The following is a 17,947-nucleotide window of genomic DNA, read 5'->3' as shown; positions in this document are numbered from 1 at the left end:
CAATACCCGTTAATGCTCTGTAGTTCTGCGTTAATTCTCTGTATTTCTGCGTTAAATGCATTATCGAGTTAAACGTATTTTCGAGTTAAAGGTATCAATTTAGCAAGTTCATCATCTATTGCTCACAAGATGATTAACAGCAGCCTATAAACAGTAACGACCCAATGTCACTCGGTCATTACCCCCGTAATCTTTCTCTGTCACAACATCGAGATAACCGAGCGCCTGCATAATCTCACGTACAGCTAAACCTTGGTCGTAACCGTGTTCAAACGCTAACCAACCTTCGTTTTCTAAAAAGCCACGTGCGTTTTCAGAGATGTATCGAATATCCGCGAGCCCTTTCTCTTCAGCCACTAACGCCGTAATAGGCTCAAAGCGTACATCACCTTGAGACAAGTGAGGATCATTCTTCTCAATATATGGCGGGTTAGAGACAATCAACGAGAACTTCACCGCTTCTTTTTCAGAGTTAGCTAGGTTCAAAGGCTCAAACCAACTGCCGTGTAAAAAGGTGGCGTTGGTGATATTCAAGCGTCGCGCATTTTCTGTCGCAAGTTGTTGCGCTTCCGGACGAAGATCAATTCCCGTCACTGGTCGGTTCGGCATCTCAGACGCCAATGCCAAAGCAATCGCACCTGTACCGGTTCCTAAATCGAGAATCGCACCTTGCTTGCCATACGTTTTGTCTAACGCCACTTCAACCAAACGTTCCGTATCTGGACGTGGAATTAAAGTAGAAGGAGAGACTTTTAACGGCAGCGACCAAAACTCACGTTCACCAACAATATAAGCCACAGGCTCACCGGTTAAGCGACGTCTTAGAAGGGTATTGAATTCGGATTCTTGTTCTGAAGTGAGATGCTTCTCAGGCCAAGTCAGTAGGTAAGATCTTGGTTTATCTAAGGCGTGGCAAAGCAGTACCGCAGCATCAATCGAGGGCGATGTGTTATCGCCCTCTTGAAGCTGTACGATTGCTGACTTTAAAGCACTTTCAACCGTATATGCTGACTGCATAGTAATTAGTTGTGCTCAGCAAGTGCTGCTAGTTGATCGGCTTGGTGCTCTTGTAGAACAGGATCAAGCAGGCTTTGCATATCACCTTCCAGAACTTCGTTCAGGCGGTAGATAGTTAAGTTGATGCGGTGATCAGAAACACGGCCTTGAGGGTAGTTGTACGTACGAATACGGTCACTACGGTCACCAGAACCTAATAGGTTACGACGTGTATCGGAAATCGCGGCAGCACGACGCTCTTCTTCAGCTTGAACGATACGAGCCGCAAGAACAGCCATCGCTTTCGCTTTGTTTTTATGCTGAGAACGCTCGTCTTGACACTCTACTACTGTACCTGTTGGTAAGTGAGTAATACGGATTGCTGAATCCGTGGTGTTAACGTGCTGACCACCCGCGCCAGATGCACGGAAAGTATCAATCTTAAGGTCGCCAGCTTTGATCTCAGGAAGATCTGCTTCTGGTATCTCAGGCATAACCGCAACGGTACATGCTGATGTATGAACACGACCTTGAGATTCAGTCTCAGGTACACGTTGTACACGGTGACCACCAGACTCGAACTTCATTGTGCCGTAAACAGCATCGCCACTGATTTTAGCGATCATCTCTTTAAAGCCGCCCTGCTCTGAAACATTGCTGCTCATCACTTCGACGCGCCAGCCTTTTTTCTCGGCAAACTTAGAGTACATACGGAAAAGGTTACCCGCAAAGATACCCGCTTCATCACCACCTGCGCCGGCACGAATCTCTAAGAAACAGTTACGCTCATCGTTTGGATCTTTTGGAATCAGAAGAATTTGCAGCTCATCAGTCAGACGTTCAATGTTCGCTTTCGCATCTTTGATTTCTTCTTGAGCCATTTCACGCATTTCTGCGTCGTCTTCATTTGCCATCTCTTCAGCAGCTTCTAAATCTTCTTGAGCTTGCTGGTATGATTTAAAGCACCCCGTCACCTCTTCTAATTGAGAATACTCTTTTGACAAGGCACGGAATTTATCTTGATTCCCAAGTACATCGGGATCACCAAGTAGATGTTGAACTTCTTCATAGCGTTCAACAAGTGTTTCAAGCTTTATTAGAATCGAGGCTTTCATAATGTCTTATTCTGTTGGAGGTCGAATATTATTGAGGGTTTTCTAAGCCCAAACTCTGTCTAATGACCGTTAATTTTGCAGGTTCTCCTTGCTCTGCTGCACTTTGGAGTGCACGCGTTGGAGCATGGATCAATTTGTTTGTGAGCTTGTTACTTAGCTCAAGTAAAACTTTTTCAGGGTCACCGCCAGCGGCAAGTGATTGTAAACTCTTACTTAATAATTCTTCTCGGATTTCATTGGCCGATTTGCGATAGTCACGAATACTGTCTACCGCTTGCAGTGAACGCATCCAACTCATGAATGCCGCACTTTCTTCACTAACGATAGCTTCCGCTTGGATAGCTTCCACTTTACGTTGTTCAATGTTGCCATCAACAATCGACTGCAGATCATCAACGGAATATAGGTAAGCATCATTTAGATCGCCTACCTGAGACTCAACGTCTCGGGGAACTGCAATATCAACCAACAACATCGGTTGATGTTTTCTTGTCTTAAGTGCGGTCTCAACCATGCCCTTCCCGATAATAGGCAGTGGACTAGCGGTTGAGCTGATCACGATATCCGCTCGATGCAGGTGATCGGGGATTTCATTGAGGCTAATCACTTCAGCACCAAACTCTTCAGCTAGCCCTAAAGCACGCTCACGAGTTCGGTTGGCCACAATCATCTTGGTGCAACCATTCGCTGAAAGGTGTTTTGCCACCAATTCAATCGTCTCACCCGCACCTACCAATAACACCGTTGATTCAGCAATCGACTCAAAGATGTGTTTGGCTAATGTGCAAGCTGCGTAAGCAACTGAAACCGCACTGCCACCAATTTCGGTTTCAGTTCGAACACGCTTAGCGACAGAAAATGATTTCTGAAACAGTTTTTCCATTGAAGCATCAACAGATTTGTTATCTCGAGAGTCTGTATAAGCTTGCTTCACCTGACCTAAAATCTGTGGTTCACCCAACACCAGAGAGTCCAAACCACAGGCAACGCGCATTAAGTGCTTAATCGCAGCTTGTTCTTCATGGATGTAGATACTCGGTTTTAATTCTTCAGGGCTAACTTGATGAAATACAGACAGCCAATCGATCAACTTGTTTTTTGCCACGCCTTTGACGTCACAATACACTTCAGTTCGATTACAGGTAGAAAGTATGACACTTCCATTTACGTGTGCATTTGCGTTAAGTTGCTTAAGTGCCTCAGATAATTTATCTGGACCAAAAGCGACTTTTTCTCGCAATTCAACCGACGCTGTATTGTGATTGATACCTACGGCAAGCAAAGACATGTATCAGAAGTTCTCGATCAGGGAATGGAAACAAGGGGCGAATTTTACTTGATGCATGGCTCTATTTAAAGAGCAAGCGGGATTTGTTTTCCTGAGTTCGTGAATTCAATGCTATAGTTGAGACGTTTTTTAGATAAATTTGAACAAGTTGTGAGCAAATATGAGCAAGCTTCGAAAAATCACGTCTCTTATTTTTTTGACCATCATTATGGTAGGTTGCTCGTCTATACCAGAACAACCGACCAGCGTTGAGTGGCAAAGTCACCAAAACCGGCTTTTACAGATAGAAAACTATCAAGCTTCAGGCAAGCTCGCTTACATTTCTCCAGAGCAACGCCAAAGCCTAAACTTCATATGGAAGCACTCCCCAAATCAAAGCCAATTAAGACTGACCACTTTCCTTGGTCAAACCGCCTTGAACCTTACAATTGACAGCTCGGGTGCCAAAGTAGTCACTTACGATGATCAAGTATTCACCCATGCAAGTGCATCTGTATTAGTAGAGCAACTTACTGGATTGCAGATCCCCATTGTTCACCTACCACAATGGTTCCTTGGCATTCCCGACCAAGCAGACAGCTACCAACTCAACAGCACTAACACGCTTGAATCTCTGTCTAAACAAGTCAGCAGTCAATTGTGGACCCTGAATTTTGCTAACTATCGCAATACAGATATGCCGAGTACACTATTATCTGGTGAAGACAACAGGAACTCTAGTGAAGACAGCACGAACGTAGAGACAATTCCCCTCCCTACTCGATTGTCATTCAAGCAAGACGAGAACAAAATCAACATTGTAGTTTCGAAGTGGACACTGAAAAAATGATAACAACGCCAACGCACTGGCCTTCGCCAGCTAAGCTGAATTTATTTCTCTATATCACTGGCCAACGCGACAATGGCTATCACGAACTTCAGACCCTATTTCAGTTTGTCGACTTTGGCGATGAACTTACGGTTACCGCAAACCGAGAAACAAGCTCGATAACAATCACACCTAAAATTCCAGGTGTTGCGACAGAAGATAACCTGATTTGGAAAGCCGCAACTGCCCTCCAACAATACACATCGACGACTTTCGGTGCGGATATTGAGCTAAAGAAAGTGCTTCCTATGGGAGGTGGTATTGGTGGAGGTTCTTCAAATGCTGCGACCGTGTTAGTCGCTCTCAACCATTTATGGCAACTCAACCTTTCTGATAATCAGCTAGCAGAGATCGGTTTGAAGCTTGGTGCAGACGTTCCGGTCTTCGTTAAAGGCCATGCTGCCTTTGCTGAAGGGGTTGGAGAACAACTGCAACCCGCCAATCCGGATGAAAAATGGTATCTCGTTGTTAAACCTCAAGTGAGCATAGCAACTGTAGACATATTCACACATTCAGAATTAACTCGAAATACGCCGAAGCGAGCACTATCAACGCTTCTAGAGCAAGAATACGTAAACGATTGCGAAAAAATTGTGCGAATGCTGTACCCAGAGGTTGATAAGCAACTTTCATGGCTGCTACAATACGCGCCGTCGAGATTGACTGGTACAGGTTCGTGCGTTTTTGCTGAATTTAGCAGCAAAAAAGAAGCCGAACTGGTGCTAGAGCAACTACCTGACACAGTTTCCGCGTTTGTCGCGAAAGGACGAAACATTTCGCCTTTGAAAGAAACTTTGGCTGAATACCAATCAGCCCACCCACAATCTATTTAAAACTGGACGCAACCCGAGGTTTCCACCGTGCCTGATATGAAGCTATTTGCTGGTAACGCAACACCTGAACTAGCCCAACGTATTGCTGATCGTCTATACATCTCTCTTGGCGATGCTACTGTAGACCGTTTTTCTGATGGCGAAGTCGCTGTTCAAATCAATGAAAACGTTCGTGGTAGCGATGTATTCCTGATTCAATCAACTTGTGCACCAACCAATGACAACCTTATGGAATTGGTGGTAATGATTGACGCAATGCGCCGTGCTTCTGCTGGCCGTATTACTGCTGTAATCCCTTACTTCGGTTATGCCCGTCAAGATCGTCGTGTACGTTCTGCTCGTGTGCCTATTACTGCAAAAGTTGTTGCAGATTTCCTTTCTAACGTTGGCGTTGACCGCGTTCTTACTATCGACCTACACGCGGAGCAAATCCAAGGCTTCTTCGATGTACCTGTTGATAACATTTTCGGCACTCCAGTTCTTCTAGAGGACATGGCTAACCGTGGCCTAGAAAACCCAGTAGTGGTTTCTCCAGACCTTGGTGGTGTTGTACGTGCTCGTGCTACAGCTAAAGCACTAGGTGATGTTGACATCGCTATCGTTGATAAGCGTCGTCCACGTGCTAACGTTTCTGAAGTAATGAACCTAATCGGTGATGTTGAAGGTCGTGACTGTGTTATCGTTGATGACATGATCGATACTGGTGGCACACTGTGTAAAGCAGCTGAAGCGCTTAAAGAGCGCGGTGCTAAGCGTGTATTCGCTTACGCAACTCACGCTGTATTCTCTGGTACTGCTGCAGAAAACATCCGCAATTCAGTTCTAGACCAAGTTATTGTTACCGATTCAATCAAGCTTTCTCCAGAAATGGCCGCGACAGGTAAAGTGACTGAGCTAAGCCTTTCTCGCATGCTTGCTGAAGCGATTCGTCGTATCAGCAACGAAGAGTCTATCTCTGCGATGTTCAACTAATCAAAGCTCTATAGCTTTGCTTTAGCAGAACAATCTGAAAAAGATATTAAGCACTTCATTCGATGAAGTGCTTTTTTTATATCTAACGACCACAAAGTGAATTTGACCACAGTTTTGAATCATTGAGTTGCTATCAGCTAGCTCGCACCTTTTTAATAAACTGTGATATCATACGGCGCTTTTTGAAATCCCAAGAGAGATCCATACCTTGAGCCAACAAATAAAACTTCTCGTTGGACTGGCTAATCCAGGTCCAGAATACGCCAAAACTCGCCACAATGCGGGTGCTTGGGTAGTTGAAGAATTAGCACGTGTACACAACGTGACACTGAAGAACGAACCAAAGTTCTTTGGCCTAACGGGTCGTATCATGGTTCATGGTGAAGATCTTCGTTTGCTGATCCCAACGACTTTTATGAACTTGTCAGGCAAAGCTGTTGCTGCCTTAGCAAAGTTCTACCAAATTAAACCCGAAGAGATCATGGTCGCTCACGATGAGTTAGATCTTCCTCCAGGTATTGGAAAGTTTAAAAAAGGTGGTGGTCATGGTGGACATAATGGTCTAAAAGACATCATCAGTAAGCAGGGTAACAATAAAGAATTCTATCGTCTTAGATTAGGCATTGGCCATCCAGGACACAAAGATAAAGTTGCAGGTTATGTATTAGGCAAAGCTCCTGCGAAAGAGCAAGAGTGTATCGAGGCTGTCGTTGACGAATCGGTTCGTAGCCTAGACATCTTATTAAAAGATGGCCTACCAAAAGCACAAAATCGCTTACATACGTTCAAAGCAGAATAAGGTTTATATCATGGGTTTTAAATGTGGCATCGTTGGTCTACCAAACGTTGGTAAGTCAACTCTGTTTAACGCACTGACTAAAGCAGGCATCGAAGCAGCAAACTTTCCATTTTGTACGATCGAACCAAACACAGGTATCGTTCCGGTTCCAGATCTACGCTTAGATGCATTAGCAAAAATTGTTAATCCACAGAAGATCCTTCCAACGACAATGGAATTCGTAGATATCGCAGGCCTAGTTGCTGGCGCATCTAAAGGCGAAGGTCTAGGTAACAAGTTCCTAGCTAACATCCGCGAAACTGATGCTATCGGTCACGTTGTACGCTGCTTTGAAAACGAAAACATCGTTCACGTCTCAGGTAAAGTATCACCTATCGAAGATATCGAAGTGATCAACCTTGAGCTAGCTCTTGCCGATCTAGATAGCTGTGAACGTGCAATATTCCGCAATGCTAAAAAAGCAAAAGGCGGCGATAAAGACGCTAAATTCGAAACTACGGTTCTTGAAAAGCTACTACCTATCCTGACTGAAGGTGGTATGGCTCGTACTGTTGAACTTGCTAAAGAAGAAGTAGCGGCGATCGACTACCTTAACTTCCTAACGCTTAAGCCAACAATGTACATCGCAAACGTTGCTGAAGATGGTTTTGAAAACAACCCTTACCTAGACGCAGTTCGTGAGTACGCAGAAAAAGAGAACAACGTTGTTGTTGCTGTTTGTGCTGCAATCGAATCTGAGCTTTCTGAACTTGACGATGAAGATCGTGAGGAGTTCCTTGCAGACATGGGTATCGAAGAACCAGGCCTTAACCGAGTGATCCGCTCTGGTTACGAACTACTGACTCTTCAGACTTACTTCACTGCGGGTGTTAAAGAAGTTCGCGCTTGGACGATCCCTGTAGGTGCGACTGCACCACAAGCTGCAGGCAAGATCCACACCGACTTCGAAAAAGGATTCATCCGTGCAGAAGTAGTTGGTTACGAACATTTCATCGAATTTGGCGGTGAAAGCGGAGCAAAAGATGCAGGCAAATGGCGTCTTGAAGGCAAAGAATACATCGTTAAAGATGGCGATGTTGTTCACTTCCGTTTCAACGTTTAATTACCGATAAACATCTAATAAAAGGCCAGTGAATTCACTGGCCTTTTTCGTTTTCGCTCTTTCTAAAGAGCTTCTTATCCAAAACTTAACTTCCTATATATATCGGCATTTGAACCTATTTCTTGCTGACAAATACGCCTCTTTGACTAAAAAGAAACCGAACAGATGTTTATTCGTGATTTATTCAAAAAAAAAGTTGACGGGTTTCACTCAACTCCGCATAATGCGCCCCGTTCACAACGAAGCGGCAACGTCTCGAAATGAGCAACAATTTGGAAATGGCTACTTAGCTCAGTTGGTTAGAGCACATCACTCATAATGATGGGGTCGCAGGTTCGAATCCCGCAGTAGCCACCATTTCCTAAGCACTCTGTTTGTTATTAAACGTATGTCTTTTGACAACAAAGAGTTTTTAGGAAATAAAGCGGTCGTGGCGGAATTGGTAGACGCACCAGATTTAGGTTCTGGCGCCGAGAGGTGTGAGAGTTCAAGTCTCTCCGACCGCACCATATTGAGATATCTTAATTGATATCATTGTTGGGCTATCGCCAAGCGGTAAGGCACTGGCTTTTGATGCCAGCATTCCCTGGTTCGAATCCAGGTAGCCCAGCCACAATTTAAAGTGTAATTATCTTTAAAAAGATAATGGCATTGAAAGCGAGATTATATTATATTACTCCGCTCTCAGATGGCTACTTAGCTCAGTTGGTTAGAGCACATCACTCATAATGATGGGGTCGCAGGTTCGAATCCCGCAGTAGCCACCATTCTTTCTTTATGAAAGAAGAAAACAAACAACGTTATATTGAATCACCAATGTCGATATAACTATACTCTTCGCTAGGCTCTTTACTTAGTTGAGAGAAAAGCTTTGCTGCGGTCGTGGCGGAATTGGTAGACGCACCAGATTTAGGTTCTGGCGCCGAGAGGTGTGAGAGTTCAAGTCTCTCCGACCGCACCATTATTTAGATATCTTAATTGATATCCTGTTGGGCTATCGCCAAGCGGTAAGGCACTGGCTTTTGATGCCAGCATTCCCTGGTTCGAATCCAGGTAGCCCAGCCACTATTGAAACTCTTTGTTTTTACTTAGCTTATTTTTAAGCTAAATAGCAAACCAAGAGCACAACGTTATATCGAATCACCAATGTCGATATAACTATAAAGATTTGCTGCGGTCGTGGCGGAATTGGTAGACGCACCAGATTTAGGTTCTGGCGCCGAGAGGTGTGAGAGTTCAAGTCTCTCCGACCGCACCATTATTTAGATATCTTAATTGATATCCTGTTGGGCTATCGCCAAGCGGTAAGGCACTGGCTTTTGATGCCAGCATTCCCTGGTTCGAATCCAGGTAGCCCAGCCACTATTAAAACTCTTTGTTTTTTTACTTAGCTTATTTTTAAGCTAGATAGCAAACCAAGAGCACAACGTTACATCGAACCACCAATGTCGATATAACTATAAAGCTTTGCTGCGGTCGTGGCGGAATTGGTAGACGCACCAGATTTAGGTTCTGGCGCCGAGAGGTGTGAGAGTTCAAGTCTCTCCGACCGCACCATTATTTAGATATCTTAATTGATATCCTGTTGGGCTATCGCCAAGCGGTAAGGCACTGGCTTTTGATGCCAGCATTCCCTGGTTCGAATCCAGGTAGCCCAGCCACTATTGAAACTCTTTGTTTTTACTTAGCTTATTTTTAAGCTAAATAGCAAACCAAGAGCACAACGTTATATCGAATCACCAATGTCGATATAACTATAAAGATTTGCTGCGGTCGTGGCGGAATTGGTAGACGCACCAGATTTAGGTTCTGGCGCCGAGAGGTGTGAGAGTTCAAGTCTCTCCGACCGCACCATTATTTCTCTTTAATTAGAGATAAAATAGTGAATACATAAAATTCATTATTGGCTACTTAGCTCAGTTGGTTAGAGCACATCACTCATAATGATGGGGTCGCAGGTTCGAATCCCGCAGTAGCCACCATTCTTTCTTTATGAAAGAAAAACAAACAACGTTATATTGAGTCACCAATGTCGATATAACTATAAAGATTTGCTGCGGTCGTGGCGGAATTGGTAGACGCACCAGATTTAGGTTCTGGCGCCGAGAGGTGTGAGAGTTCAAGTCTCTCCGACCGCACCATTATTTAAATATCTTAATTGATATCCTGTTGGGCTATCGCCAAGCGGTAAGGCACTGGCTTTTGATGCCAGCATTCCCTGGTTCGAATCCAGGTAGCCCAGCCACTATTAAAACTCTTTGTTTTTTACTTAGCTTATTTTTAAGCTAGATAGCAAACCAAGAGCACAACGTTACATCGAACCACCAATATCGATATAACTATAAAGCTTTGCTGCGGTCGTGGCGGAATTGGTAGACGCACCAGATTTAGGTTCTGGCGCCGAGAGGTGTGAGAGTTCAAGTCTCTCCGACCGCACCATTATTTAGATATCTTAATTGATATCCTGTTGGGCTATCGCCAAGCGGTAAGGCACTGGCTTTTGATGCCAGCATTCCCTGGTTCGAATCCAGGTAGCCCAGCCACTATTGAAACTCTTTGTTTTTACTTAGCTTATTTTTAAGCTAAATAGCAAACCAAGAGCACAACGTTATATCGAATCACCAATGTCGATATAACTATAAAGATTTGCTGCGGTCGTGGCGGAATTGGTAGACGCACCAGATTTAGGTTCTGGCGCCGAGAGGTGTGAGAGTTCAAGTCTCTCCGACCGCACCATTATTTCTCTTTAATTAGAGATAAAATAGTGAATACATAAAATTCATTATTGGCTACTTAGCTCAGTTGGTTAGAGCACATCACTCATAATGATGGGGTCGCAGGTTCGAATCCCGCAGTAGCCACCATTCTTTCTTTATGAAAGAAAAACAAACAACGTTATATTGAATCACCAATATCGATATAACTATAAAGATTTGCTGCGGTCGTGGCGGAATTGGTAGACGCACCAGATTTAGGTTCTGGCGCCGAGAGGTGTGAGAGTTCAAGTCTCTCCGACCGCACCATCATTGAATAGAACCCAGCTTTTTAGCTGGGTTTTGTTTTATCTGTAATCTGTAAGCCAAGTCACCAAGTATTCTCTTCTATAACCTCACTTTTAATACGTTTTTATAAGACAATGTCAGCTCCACTTTCTAATTGAGTATGACTAGCCTATGAAAACCCTCCCCTTAACGATCGGTTGCTACACAGATACACCAAGTAAAAGCCATGGTGTTTATCAAACTCAGTTAGATCTAGAAACAGGAAAACTATTACCTCTAGAGTTGATTGCCAAGTGCACCAACCCCTCTTTTGTTACTGTGACAAAGACTGGGATCTATACCGCATCTGAAGTTAGCCAACAAGAACAACCACAGCTGATTCATATACCCAATGTTGATTCCAAGATAACGTCTAACGCAAGTCTCATCTCCGGAGATCACCCCTGTCACGTCGCGATAGATCCACACAATAAATTTGCTATCACATCGCAATATTCATCAGGGACATTCGATATCTTTAGTTTAAGTATCAACGGCAATATCGATAAACGGCTCAAAACACTCAAAATGGTTGGTTCTGGACCTAATGCAGAAAGACAAACTGGCCCACATGCTCATCAAAGCCTTTTCCTGAAGAACTCTCCGCAGTTTGTCACCGTCGATCTCGGAGCCGATCGAATCAACTTCTATTGCTTTGACGAAGAACAAGAAGAGTTCCTTGATGAACCAATGCAATCTATCAAAGTGCGTGCAGGGAATGGACCTCGTCACTTAATCTTTAACCAAGCTGAAGATAGAGCCTATGTGGTGTGTGAGCTCTCTGAAACAATATTGATTTTGGAAAAGTCTTTAGGGGTGTGGAATATTGTGGAAGAGGTTGATGCATTAGCAAATATGGAGAAAGGAGAAGCAGCGGCTGCAATTAAGCTATCGCCAGATGAGCAATTCCTTTATGTGTCTTGCCGACATCAATCAAGAATCAGTAGCTTCAAGGTCGACTCTGAGACTCAAAAGCTGACTTTCATTAACAGTTACGACACTGAAGGAAAATTCCCAAGAGATTTTCATATAACTGACGATGGACAATGGCTCATCGCTGTAAACCAACACTCAAATAACATCACCTCATTCAAGCGTGACATTGAAGATGGTTCTCTAACCTATACCGGGTACTCGTTAGACCTTGATGCACCAGTTTGTGTCACTCAGCAACAATAAGCGTTACAACAGAAAAGGAGAGCACCGGCTCTCCTTCTCTATATAAATAACCAGAGCTAACCGTATTAAAGGCCCAAGGCGTATTTCAATACTTGAGCTTTAATCGGCCCTGAGTTCTCTGCTAACTTTAGTGCAGCATTGCGGACAAACTTTAATGGGCCAATATCATTACTGAACGTTTTGTAGAAAAAGTCCATGCCACTTTGCATCATTAGATTGTCACCTCTTCTGATCACTTCATAGCGTCTCGCCACAGATTGATTCAATTCACCTTTCTCTTTAGTGATATCCAATAGTGCTGATACATCTTTAAAGCCCAAGTTAACACCCTGCCCTGCTAGAGGGTTAATCGTATGTGCAGAGTCTCCGACTAAAATACAGTTATTCTTCGAGTATGATTGAGCATGACGTCGTGTCAGAGGGAATGAGCCCGAGTTCAACACTTTCACATCACCCAGTTCTTCAGGGAAGCTAGTGATAACTTCATTACGTAATTTTTCTGGGCTCATCGCAGAAAGTTGCTTAATACGAGATGGCGAGTCATACCAGACCAAAGATCCTTGGCCAATCTCTTTACCTTCAGAATCAAGTGAGCATAACGGCAAAAATGAACGAGGGCCACTTGGTAGAAACTGCTGCCAAGTAATATCTTGTTGAGATTGCTCTGTTTCGACATTGATAAGCATGCAGTGTTGTCGGTAATCCCAAGCCGTAATACCTATCCCAGCTTGCTGACGAACAGCTGAATTTGCACCATCAGCACCAATCACCCACTTGGCTGATAACTGAGTACCCGAGTGAAGCTTAACGATATTGGTTTCACCAAACTCAATCTCATCTAGCTTTTCTGGACATAACAAATCGAGATTGTCATAGGCATCAAATTGAGACCATAAGCCTAACTGAATAAGTCTGTTCTCGACGATATAGCCTAAACGGGGCAGATCCAGTGATGCGGCATCAAATCGAGTGCGACACTCAGGGTGCTCCCACGTTTCTAAACGCTTATAAGAACAGACGCGCATCGCTGAGATACTTTGCCATGCACCTAAATCTTCAAGCAAATCGACCGATGCTTGAGAAATCGCAGACACACGAATATCCATCGCTTGTGACTCATCAAAAGCTTGTGGGGCAAAACCTTCGATCACCGCAACACTTAGCCCTTGCTTTGCAAAACCGACCGCTGTTGCTGCGCCAACCATGCCGCCACCGACTACTACAATATCGTAACTGTTCATATTTTGTACTTATCAATTTGATTCTTTGACTGTTTTTGATTGTACTTTTTCATAACGAACTTGTAACCAAAAACCTTATTCAAAAAAAGGGTTATCCCTTATGGCATATGGCGTTAACGATAATAAAAACCACTACATAAGAGATTTGTTCAGACTACTAGTCAGTCGGTTTTGAAACCAGTACAATACGCCGCTTGCCGCTAGAGCCTGTAATAAAATTGAATACCGAATTATGACGAACGGAGCTAGCGGATGAATAATGGGCGATTTGCTCCCTTAAATTAAACTAACGATCGAGCGAACATATAATGAGTAAGAAACTGCTAATTAAAACTTGGGGCTGTCAGATGAATGAATACGATTCATCAAAAATGGCCGACCTGCTTAACGCTGCAAATGGCTATGAGCTAACTGAAGTACCTGAGGAAGCAGACGTACTACTATTGAATACTTGTTCTATCCGCGAAAAAGCGCAAGAAAAAGTATTCCACCAGCTTGGTCGTTGGAAAACGCTTAAAGATAAAAAAGAAGGTGTGGTGATCGGTGTGGGTGGCTGTGTAGCGACTCAAGAAGGTGATCACATTCGTCAACGTGCACCTTACGTAGACGTTATCTTTGGCCCACAAACATTACACCGTTTGCCAGAGATGATTAAGTCATCACTGTCTAACGAAAAGCCAGTAATGGACATTTCTTTCCCAGAGATCGAAAAGTTCGATAACCTGCCAGAGCCAAAAGCAGACGGCGCAACAGCCTACGTTTCTATCATGGAAGGTTGTTCTAAGTACTGTACTTACTGCGTTGTTCCATATACTCGTGGTGAAGAAGTTAGTCGTCCAATGGATGATGTGCTGTTCGAAGTTGCACAACTTGCAGATCAAGGCGTACGTGAAGTAAACCTGCTAGGCCAAAACGTAAACGCATTCCGAGGCCCTACTCACGAAGGTGACATCTGCACATTTGCAGAGCTCCTTCGCCTAGTTGCGTCTATCGACGGTATCGACCGTATTCGTTTCACAACAAGCCACCCACTTGAGTTTGGTGACGACATCATTGAAGTTTACAAAGATACCCCTGAACTAGTGAGCTTCCTTCACCTACCAGTACAAAGTGGTAGTGACCGTATTCTTACGATGATGAAGCGTCCACATACGGCTATCGAGTACAAATCTATTATCCGTAAACTGCGTAAAGCTCGTCCTGACATTCAAATCAGCTCTGACTTTATTGTTGGTTTCCCTGGTGAGTCTAAGCAAGACTTCCAAGATACAATGAAGCTAATTAAAGAAGTTGATTTCGATATGAGCTTCAGCTTTGTTTTCTCTCCACGTCCAGGTACGCCAGCGGCCGATTACCCATGTGATGTACCAGCACAAGAGAAGAAAGATCGTCTGTACGAACTGCAACAAACAGTAAACACACAAGCTATGCGTTTCTCTCGTCTAATGCTAGGCACAGAGCAGCGTATTCTTGTTGAAGGCCCATCAAGAAAGAATCTCATGGAACTGCGTGGCCGTACTGAAAACAGCCGTGTTGTGAACTTCGAAGGTTCTGCAGACCTAATCGGTCAGTTTGTAGATGTGAAGATCACTGAGGTTTACACTAACTCACTACGTGGTGAGCTAGTTCGCACAGAAAAAGACATGGGTCTACGCGTTGTAATGACTCCAGCAGAAATGATGGAAAAAACAAAACGTGAAGACGAGCTAGGTGTAGCGACATTTACGCCATAGGCAATACAACGGTTTGAGCACAAAGCACAAACACAAAGCTTGAAATTACCTAACTAAGTGACCATCTTAGAAATAGGGATATCACCATCAAAAGCCCGGTCTAAATCGGGCTTTTTGCTCTTTTTTGTATTTAAGAGTGAGTGGCACAAAATGAGAGGCTAATTTGAGCAATAAAATCGTTACCTTAGAGATAAATCTAAAGCCAGCAGACAACAAGCGCTTGGCAAGTTTATGCGGACCATTTGACGACAACATCAAGCATCTTGAGCGTCGCCTAGGCGTTGAGATTAATTACCGTAGCAACTTTTTTACGATTGTCGGTAAGCCTCACACTACAGCCGCCGCTTTAGACATCATCAAACACCTCTATGTTGAAACGGCTCCAGTTAAAGGCAACATAATCGATATCGAACCAGAGCAAGTGCATCTGGCGGTCACTGAGTCTGGTATTTTGGAGCAACACATCGAGTCTGAAATCGACTACGGCAAAGAAGTGACCATTAAGACTAAAAAAGGCGTCATCAAACCTCGTACGCCAAACCAAGCACAATACCTAATGAACATGGTCACTCATGACATCACTTTTGGTATTGGACCTGCTGGTACTGGTAAAACGTACTTAGCTGTCGCGGCTGCGGTTGATGCACTTGAACGTCAAGAAGTTCGCCGAATCCTACTAACTCGCCCTGCTGTTGAAGCTGGTGAGAAGCTTGGTTTCCTTCCTGGAGACCTAAGCCAGAAAGTCGATCCATATTTGCGTCCACTTTACGATGCACTGTTTGAGATGCTCGGCTTTGAGCGAGTTGAGAAATTAATTGAACGTAACGTAATTGAAGTTGCGCCACTGGCTTACATGCGTGGTCGTACATTGAATGATGCGTTTATCATTCTTGATGAGAGCCAAAACACCACGGTAGAACAGATGAAAATGTTCTTAACTCGTATCGGTTTTAACTCACGCGCTGTGATCACTGGTGATATTACACAAATCGATTTACCTCGTGGTGCAAAATCAGGCTTACGCCATGCGACTGAAGTCCTCAATGAAGTAGACGACATTAGCTTTAACTTCTTCATGTCTGAAGACGTCGTTCGTCACCCTGTGGTTGCCCGTATCGTCAATGCATACGAGAAATGGGAAGCGAAAGACCAGAAAGAGCGCAAAGAGTTTGAAAAGCGTAAACGAGAAGAAAGAGAAGCCAAACTTCTTGAGGCTCAGCAAGCCGTTACGACACAATTAGCAACACAAAATAGCTCTGTCATTGCAGAACAAGGTGATAAATAGATGTCTATTGAACTAGACCTGCAATTAGCGGTCGAAAATGAGCAAGGTCTTCCATCTGAGCAAGATATTCAACTTTGGTTGGACAAGACAATCCCTCAGTTTCAAGAGAACGCCGAGTTGACGGTTCGTATTGTTGATACACAAGAAAGCCACCAACTCAATCATGACTATCGTGGAAAAGATAAGCCAACTAACGTGCTGTCTTTCCCATTTGAAGCACCACCAGGAGTGGAATTAGATCTACTGGGTGACCTCATTATTTGCCGCCAAGTTGTCGAAAAAGAAGCAGAAGAGCAAAGTAAGCCTCTGCTAGCACACTGGGCTCATATGGTTGTACATGGCAGTCTGCATCTGCTAGGTTATGATCATATCGAAGATGATGAAGCTGAAGAGATGGAGTCACTCGAAACAGAAATCATGCAAACTATGGGGTTTGAAGACCCGTATATTCTAGAAAAGTAAATCGATTCTAGTAAAGTAGGTTGCAGAGAAACAATAACTCATCGAACCTGTGATTTTTGCAGGAATCTGAGTTGTAACGTGTGCTATCACACTTCTGATAGCGTTATTTTTTGAGAAATCATGAACGAAGGTAACCCCCCCACTTCTGAGGGAAGTAAAAAATCTGAAGGTCCGAGTAGAAAGTCCTTCTTTGAACGCCTAGGCCAACTATTTCAAGGTGAAGTAAAAGATCGCCAAGAGCTCGTGGATGTAATCCGCGACTCAGAAATTAATGACCTAATTGACCACGACACGCGCGACATGCTCGAGGGTGTAATGGAAATTTCAGAGATGCGAGTACGCGATATCATGCTGCCTCGCTCTCAAATGGTTACAGTTGAACGCACCGATGATTTAGATACATTGATTGCGCTTATTACTGATGCTCAACACTCTCGCTACCCAGTGATCAGTGAAGATAAAGACCATGTTGAAGGCATTCTATTAGCGAAGGACCTACTTAAGTATTTGGGTTCAGAAAGTGCCCCATTTGATATCGAACAAGTGATTCGCCCTGTCGTGGTTGTTCCTGAAAGTAAGCGTGTTGATCGCCTACTCAAAGAGTTCCAAGAAGAGCGCTACCACATGTCTATCGTTGTCGATGAGTTTGGCGGAGTTTCTGGCCTGGTAACCATTGAAGATATCCTCGAAGAAATCGTTGGTGAAATTGAAGACGAGTTCGACGATGAAGAAGAGCTAGATATTCGTAAGCTGAGTAAGCATACTTTCTCTGTTAAAGCTTTAACCACTATTGAAGAGTTCAACGATACGTTTGGAACTGAGTTTAGTGATGATGAAGTGGATACGGTAGGCGGCATGGTTATGACTGCACTCGGTCACCTGCCGGTTCGTGGCGAAATTGTAGAGATTGAAAACTACCATTTCAAAATAACATCAGCAGATAACCGTCGTGTGATTCAGCTACAGGTAACCATTCCTGACGAACAGCCTCTTCCGACTATCGAAGAATAACAACTTCTCTCTAAAGAGATGA

14 protein-coding genes and 19 tRNA genes are annotated in these 17,947 nt (G+C 43.9%); 29 read left to right on the top strand and 4 right to left on the bottom strand.

Annotated features, from left to right (window positions below; all coding sequences use genetic code 11):
* Positions 1–144: 144 nt before the first annotated feature.
* From prmC to hemA, 3 genes are read right to left on the bottom strand one after another with little or no spacing between them, the layout of a single operon-like run.
* Positions 145–1,017: a peptide chain release factor N(5)-glutamine methyltransferase gene (gene prmC / locus Q5H80_RS03505; protein ID WP_304568790.1), complete on the bottom strand. Its 873-nt coding sequence runs from the start codon at positions 1,015–1,017 to the stop codon at positions 145–147.
* Between the two features lie 5 nt (positions 1,018–1,022).
* Entirely contained in the window at positions 1,023–2,111 is a 1,089-nt protein-coding gene (gene prfA / locus Q5H80_RS03500) for a peptide chain release factor 1 (protein WP_009848728.1), read from the bottom strand.
* A gap of 28 nt (positions 2,112–2,139) precedes the next feature.
* A complete protein-coding gene (gene hemA, locus Q5H80_RS03495; RefSeq protein ID WP_009848729.1) occupies positions 2,140–3,399 on the bottom strand; it encodes a glutamyl-tRNA reductase in 1,260 nt (419 codons plus the stop codon).
* Positions 3,400–3,559: 160 nt separating this feature from the next.
* Between hemA and lolB the strand changes: the two genes are divergently transcribed.
* The 25 genes from lolB to Q5H80_RS03370 all read left to right on the top strand — a co-directional run bounded on the left by lolB (position 3,560) and on the right by Q5H80_RS03370 (position 12,193).
* On the top strand, positions 3,560–4,228 hold the full coding sequence (gene lolB, locus Q5H80_RS03490) for a lipoprotein insertase outer membrane protein LolB (protein WP_304568788.1): 669 nt from the start codon (positions 3,560–3,562) through the stop codon (positions 4,226–4,228).
* Complete coding sequence (ispE, locus tag Q5H80_RS03485) at positions 4,225–5,100, top strand: 4-(cytidine 5'-diphospho)-2-C-methyl-D-erythritol kinase (RefSeq protein ID WP_304568786.1); 876 nt, start codon at positions 4,225–4,227, stop codon at positions 5,098–5,100. The genes lolB and ispE overlap by 4 nt, the downstream gene beginning before the upstream one ends.
* 27 nt (positions 5,101–5,127) lie before the next feature.
* Positions 5,128–6,072, top strand: a complete 945-nt coding sequence (locus Q5H80_RS03480) for a ribose-phosphate pyrophosphokinase (protein ID WP_012603389.1) — start codon at positions 5,128–5,130, stop codon at positions 6,070–6,072.
* A gap of 208 nt (positions 6,073–6,280) precedes the next feature.
* A complete protein-coding gene (gene pth, locus Q5H80_RS03475; RefSeq protein ID WP_010439162.1) occupies positions 6,281–6,871 on the top strand; it encodes an aminoacyl-tRNA hydrolase in 591 nt (196 codons plus the stop codon).
* A 10-nt stretch (positions 6,872–6,881) separates the two neighbouring features.
* A complete protein-coding gene (ychF, locus tag Q5H80_RS03470; protein WP_029223110.1) occupies positions 6,882–7,973 on the top strand; it encodes a redox-regulated ATPase YchF in 1,092 nt (363 codons plus the stop codon).
* 280 nt (positions 7,974–8,253) lie between these two features.
* A tRNA-Met gene (locus Q5H80_RS03465) sits at positions 8,254–8,330 on the top strand.
* 67 nt (positions 8,331–8,397) lie between these two features.
* Positions 8,398–8,482 (top strand) — tRNA-Leu (locus Q5H80_RS03460).
* Between the two features lie 29 nt (positions 8,483–8,511).
* A tRNA-Gln gene (locus Q5H80_RS03455) sits at positions 8,512–8,586 on the top strand.
* 77 nt (positions 8,587–8,663) lie between these two features.
* A tRNA-Met gene (locus tag Q5H80_RS03450) sits at positions 8,664–8,740 on the top strand.
* A gap of 109 nt (positions 8,741–8,849) precedes the next feature.
* Positions 8,850–8,934: transfer RNA gene (locus Q5H80_RS03445), tRNA-Leu, on the top strand.
* A 29-nt stretch (positions 8,935–8,963) separates the two neighbouring features.
* Positions 8,964–9,038 (top strand) — tRNA-Gln (locus Q5H80_RS03440).
* Positions 9,039–9,146: 108 nt separating this feature from the next.
* Positions 9,147–9,231 (top strand) — tRNA-Leu (locus tag Q5H80_RS03435).
* 29 nt (positions 9,232–9,260) lie between these two features.
* A tRNA-Gln gene (locus tag Q5H80_RS03430) sits at positions 9,261–9,335 on the top strand.
* 110 nt (positions 9,336–9,445) lie between these two features.
* Positions 9,446–9,530, top strand: a tRNA-Leu gene (locus Q5H80_RS03425).
* A gap of 29 nt (positions 9,531–9,559) precedes the next feature.
* Positions 9,560–9,634 (top strand) — tRNA-Gln (locus tag Q5H80_RS03420).
* A 108-nt stretch (positions 9,635–9,742) separates the two neighbouring features.
* Positions 9,743–9,827: transfer RNA gene (locus Q5H80_RS03415), tRNA-Leu, on the top strand.
* 51 nt (positions 9,828–9,878) lie between these two features.
* Positions 9,879–9,955 (top strand) — tRNA-Met (locus Q5H80_RS03410).
* Positions 9,956–10,029: 74 nt separating this feature from the next.
* Positions 10,030–10,114, top strand: a tRNA-Leu gene (locus Q5H80_RS03405).
* Between the two features lie 29 nt (positions 10,115–10,143).
* A tRNA-Gln gene (locus Q5H80_RS03400) sits at positions 10,144–10,218 on the top strand.
* A gap of 109 nt (positions 10,219–10,327) precedes the next feature.
* Positions 10,328–10,412 (top strand) — tRNA-Leu (locus Q5H80_RS03395).
* Positions 10,413–10,441: 29 nt separating this feature from the next.
* Positions 10,442–10,516 (top strand) — tRNA-Gln (locus Q5H80_RS03390).
* A gap of 108 nt (positions 10,517–10,624) precedes the next feature.
* A tRNA-Leu gene (locus tag Q5H80_RS03385) sits at positions 10,625–10,709 on the top strand.
* A 51-nt stretch (positions 10,710–10,760) separates the two neighbouring features.
* A tRNA-Met gene (locus Q5H80_RS03380) sits at positions 10,761–10,837 on the top strand.
* Between the two features lie 74 nt (positions 10,838–10,911).
* Positions 10,912–10,996 (top strand) — tRNA-Leu (locus Q5H80_RS03375).
* 150 nt (positions 10,997–11,146) lie between these two features.
* Positions 11,147–12,193 carry a lactonase family protein gene (locus Q5H80_RS03370; RefSeq protein WP_304568756.1) on the top strand — a complete coding sequence of 349 codons (1,047 nt, stop codon included), beginning with the start codon at positions 11,147–11,149 and terminating at the stop codon, positions 12,191–12,193.
* A 65-nt stretch (positions 12,194–12,258) separates the two neighbouring features.
* On the opposite strand, the gene Q5H80_RS03365 is transcribed toward Q5H80_RS03370, so the two are convergent.
* On the bottom strand, positions 12,259–13,434 hold the full coding sequence (locus tag Q5H80_RS03365) for a 2-octaprenyl-3-methyl-6-methoxy-1,4-benzoquinol hydroxylase (protein ID WP_304568754.1): 1,176 nt from the start codon (positions 13,432–13,434) through the stop codon (positions 12,259–12,261).
* 308 nt (positions 13,435–13,742) lie between these two features.
* Here Q5H80_RS03365 and miaB point away from each other — a divergent pair, with 308 nt between their 5' ends.
* From miaB to corC, 4 genes are all read left to right on the top strand, one after another.
* Positions 13,743–15,167 (top strand): tRNA (N6-isopentenyl adenosine(37)-C2)-methylthiotransferase MiaB, encoded by a 1,425-nt coding sequence (gene miaB, locus Q5H80_RS03360; protein WP_304568752.1) that lies wholly within the window; start codon positions 13,743–13,745, stop codon positions 15,165–15,167.
* A gap of 163 nt (positions 15,168–15,330) precedes the next feature.
* Positions 15,331–16,452, top strand: a complete 1,122-nt coding sequence (locus tag Q5H80_RS03355) for a PhoH family protein (protein WP_304568750.1) — start codon at positions 15,331–15,333, stop codon at positions 16,450–16,452.
* Positions 16,453–16,914, top strand: coding sequence for an rRNA maturation RNase YbeY (ybeY, locus tag Q5H80_RS03350; protein WP_304568749.1), 462 nt, complete (start codon positions 16,453–16,455; stop codon positions 16,912–16,914).
* Positions 16,915–17,034: 120 nt separating this feature from the next.
* A complete protein-coding gene (gene corC / locus Q5H80_RS03345; protein ID WP_304568748.1) occupies positions 17,035–17,925 on the top strand; it encodes a CNNM family magnesium/cobalt transport protein CorC in 891 nt (296 codons plus the stop codon).
* Positions 17,926–17,947 lie beyond the last annotated feature (22 nt).

The sequence above is a fragment of the Vibrio sp. SNU_ST1 genome, assembly GCF_030563405.1.
Taxonomy (GTDB): Bacteria; Pseudomonadota; Gammaproteobacteria; order Enterobacterales; family Vibrionaceae; genus Vibrio.
Note: the sequence above shows the minus strand (reverse complement) of the source record. Positions and strands in the feature narration are given on the sequence as shown.

Excerpts from the sequence above, each read along its gene's own strand:
- prmC (WP_304568790.1), bottom strand. The coding sequence starts at position 1,017 with ATGCAGTCAGCATATACGGTTGAAAGTGCTTTAAAGTCAGCAATCGTA.
- prfA (WP_009848728.1), bottom strand. The coding sequence starts at position 2,111 with ATGAAAGCCTCGATTCTAATAAAGCTTGAAACACTTGTTGAACGCTAT.
- hemA (WP_009848729.1), bottom strand. The coding sequence starts at position 3,399 with ATGTCTTTGCTTGCCGTAGGTATCAATCACAATACAGCGTCGGTTGAA.
- lolB (WP_304568788.1), top strand. The coding sequence starts at position 3,560 with ATGAGCAAGCTTCGAAAAATCACGTCTCTTATTTTTTTGACCATCATT.
- ispE (WP_304568786.1), top strand. The coding sequence starts at position 4,225 with ATGATAACAACGCCAACGCACTGGCCTTCGCCAGCTAAGCTGAATTTA.
- ychF (WP_029223110.1), top strand. The coding sequence starts at position 6,882 with ATGGGTTTTAAATGTGGCATCGTTGGTCTACCAAACGTTGGTAAGTCA.
- Q5H80_RS03370 (WP_304568756.1), top strand. The coding sequence starts at position 11,147 with ATGAAAACCCTCCCCTTAACGATCGGTTGCTACACAGATACACCAAGT.
- Q5H80_RS03365 (WP_304568754.1), bottom strand. The coding sequence starts at position 13,434 with ATGAACAGTTACGATATTGTAGTAGTCGGTGGCGGCATGGTTGGCGCA.
- miaB (WP_304568752.1), top strand. The coding sequence starts at position 13,743 with ATGAGTAAGAAACTGCTAATTAAAACTTGGGGCTGTCAGATGAATGAA.
- ybeY (WP_304568749.1), top strand. The coding sequence starts at position 16,453 with ATGTCTATTGAACTAGACCTGCAATTAGCGGTCGAAAATGAGCAAGGT.
- corC (WP_304568748.1), top strand. The coding sequence starts at position 17,035 with ATGAACGAAGGTAACCCCCCCACTTCTGAGGGAAGTAAAAAATCTGAA.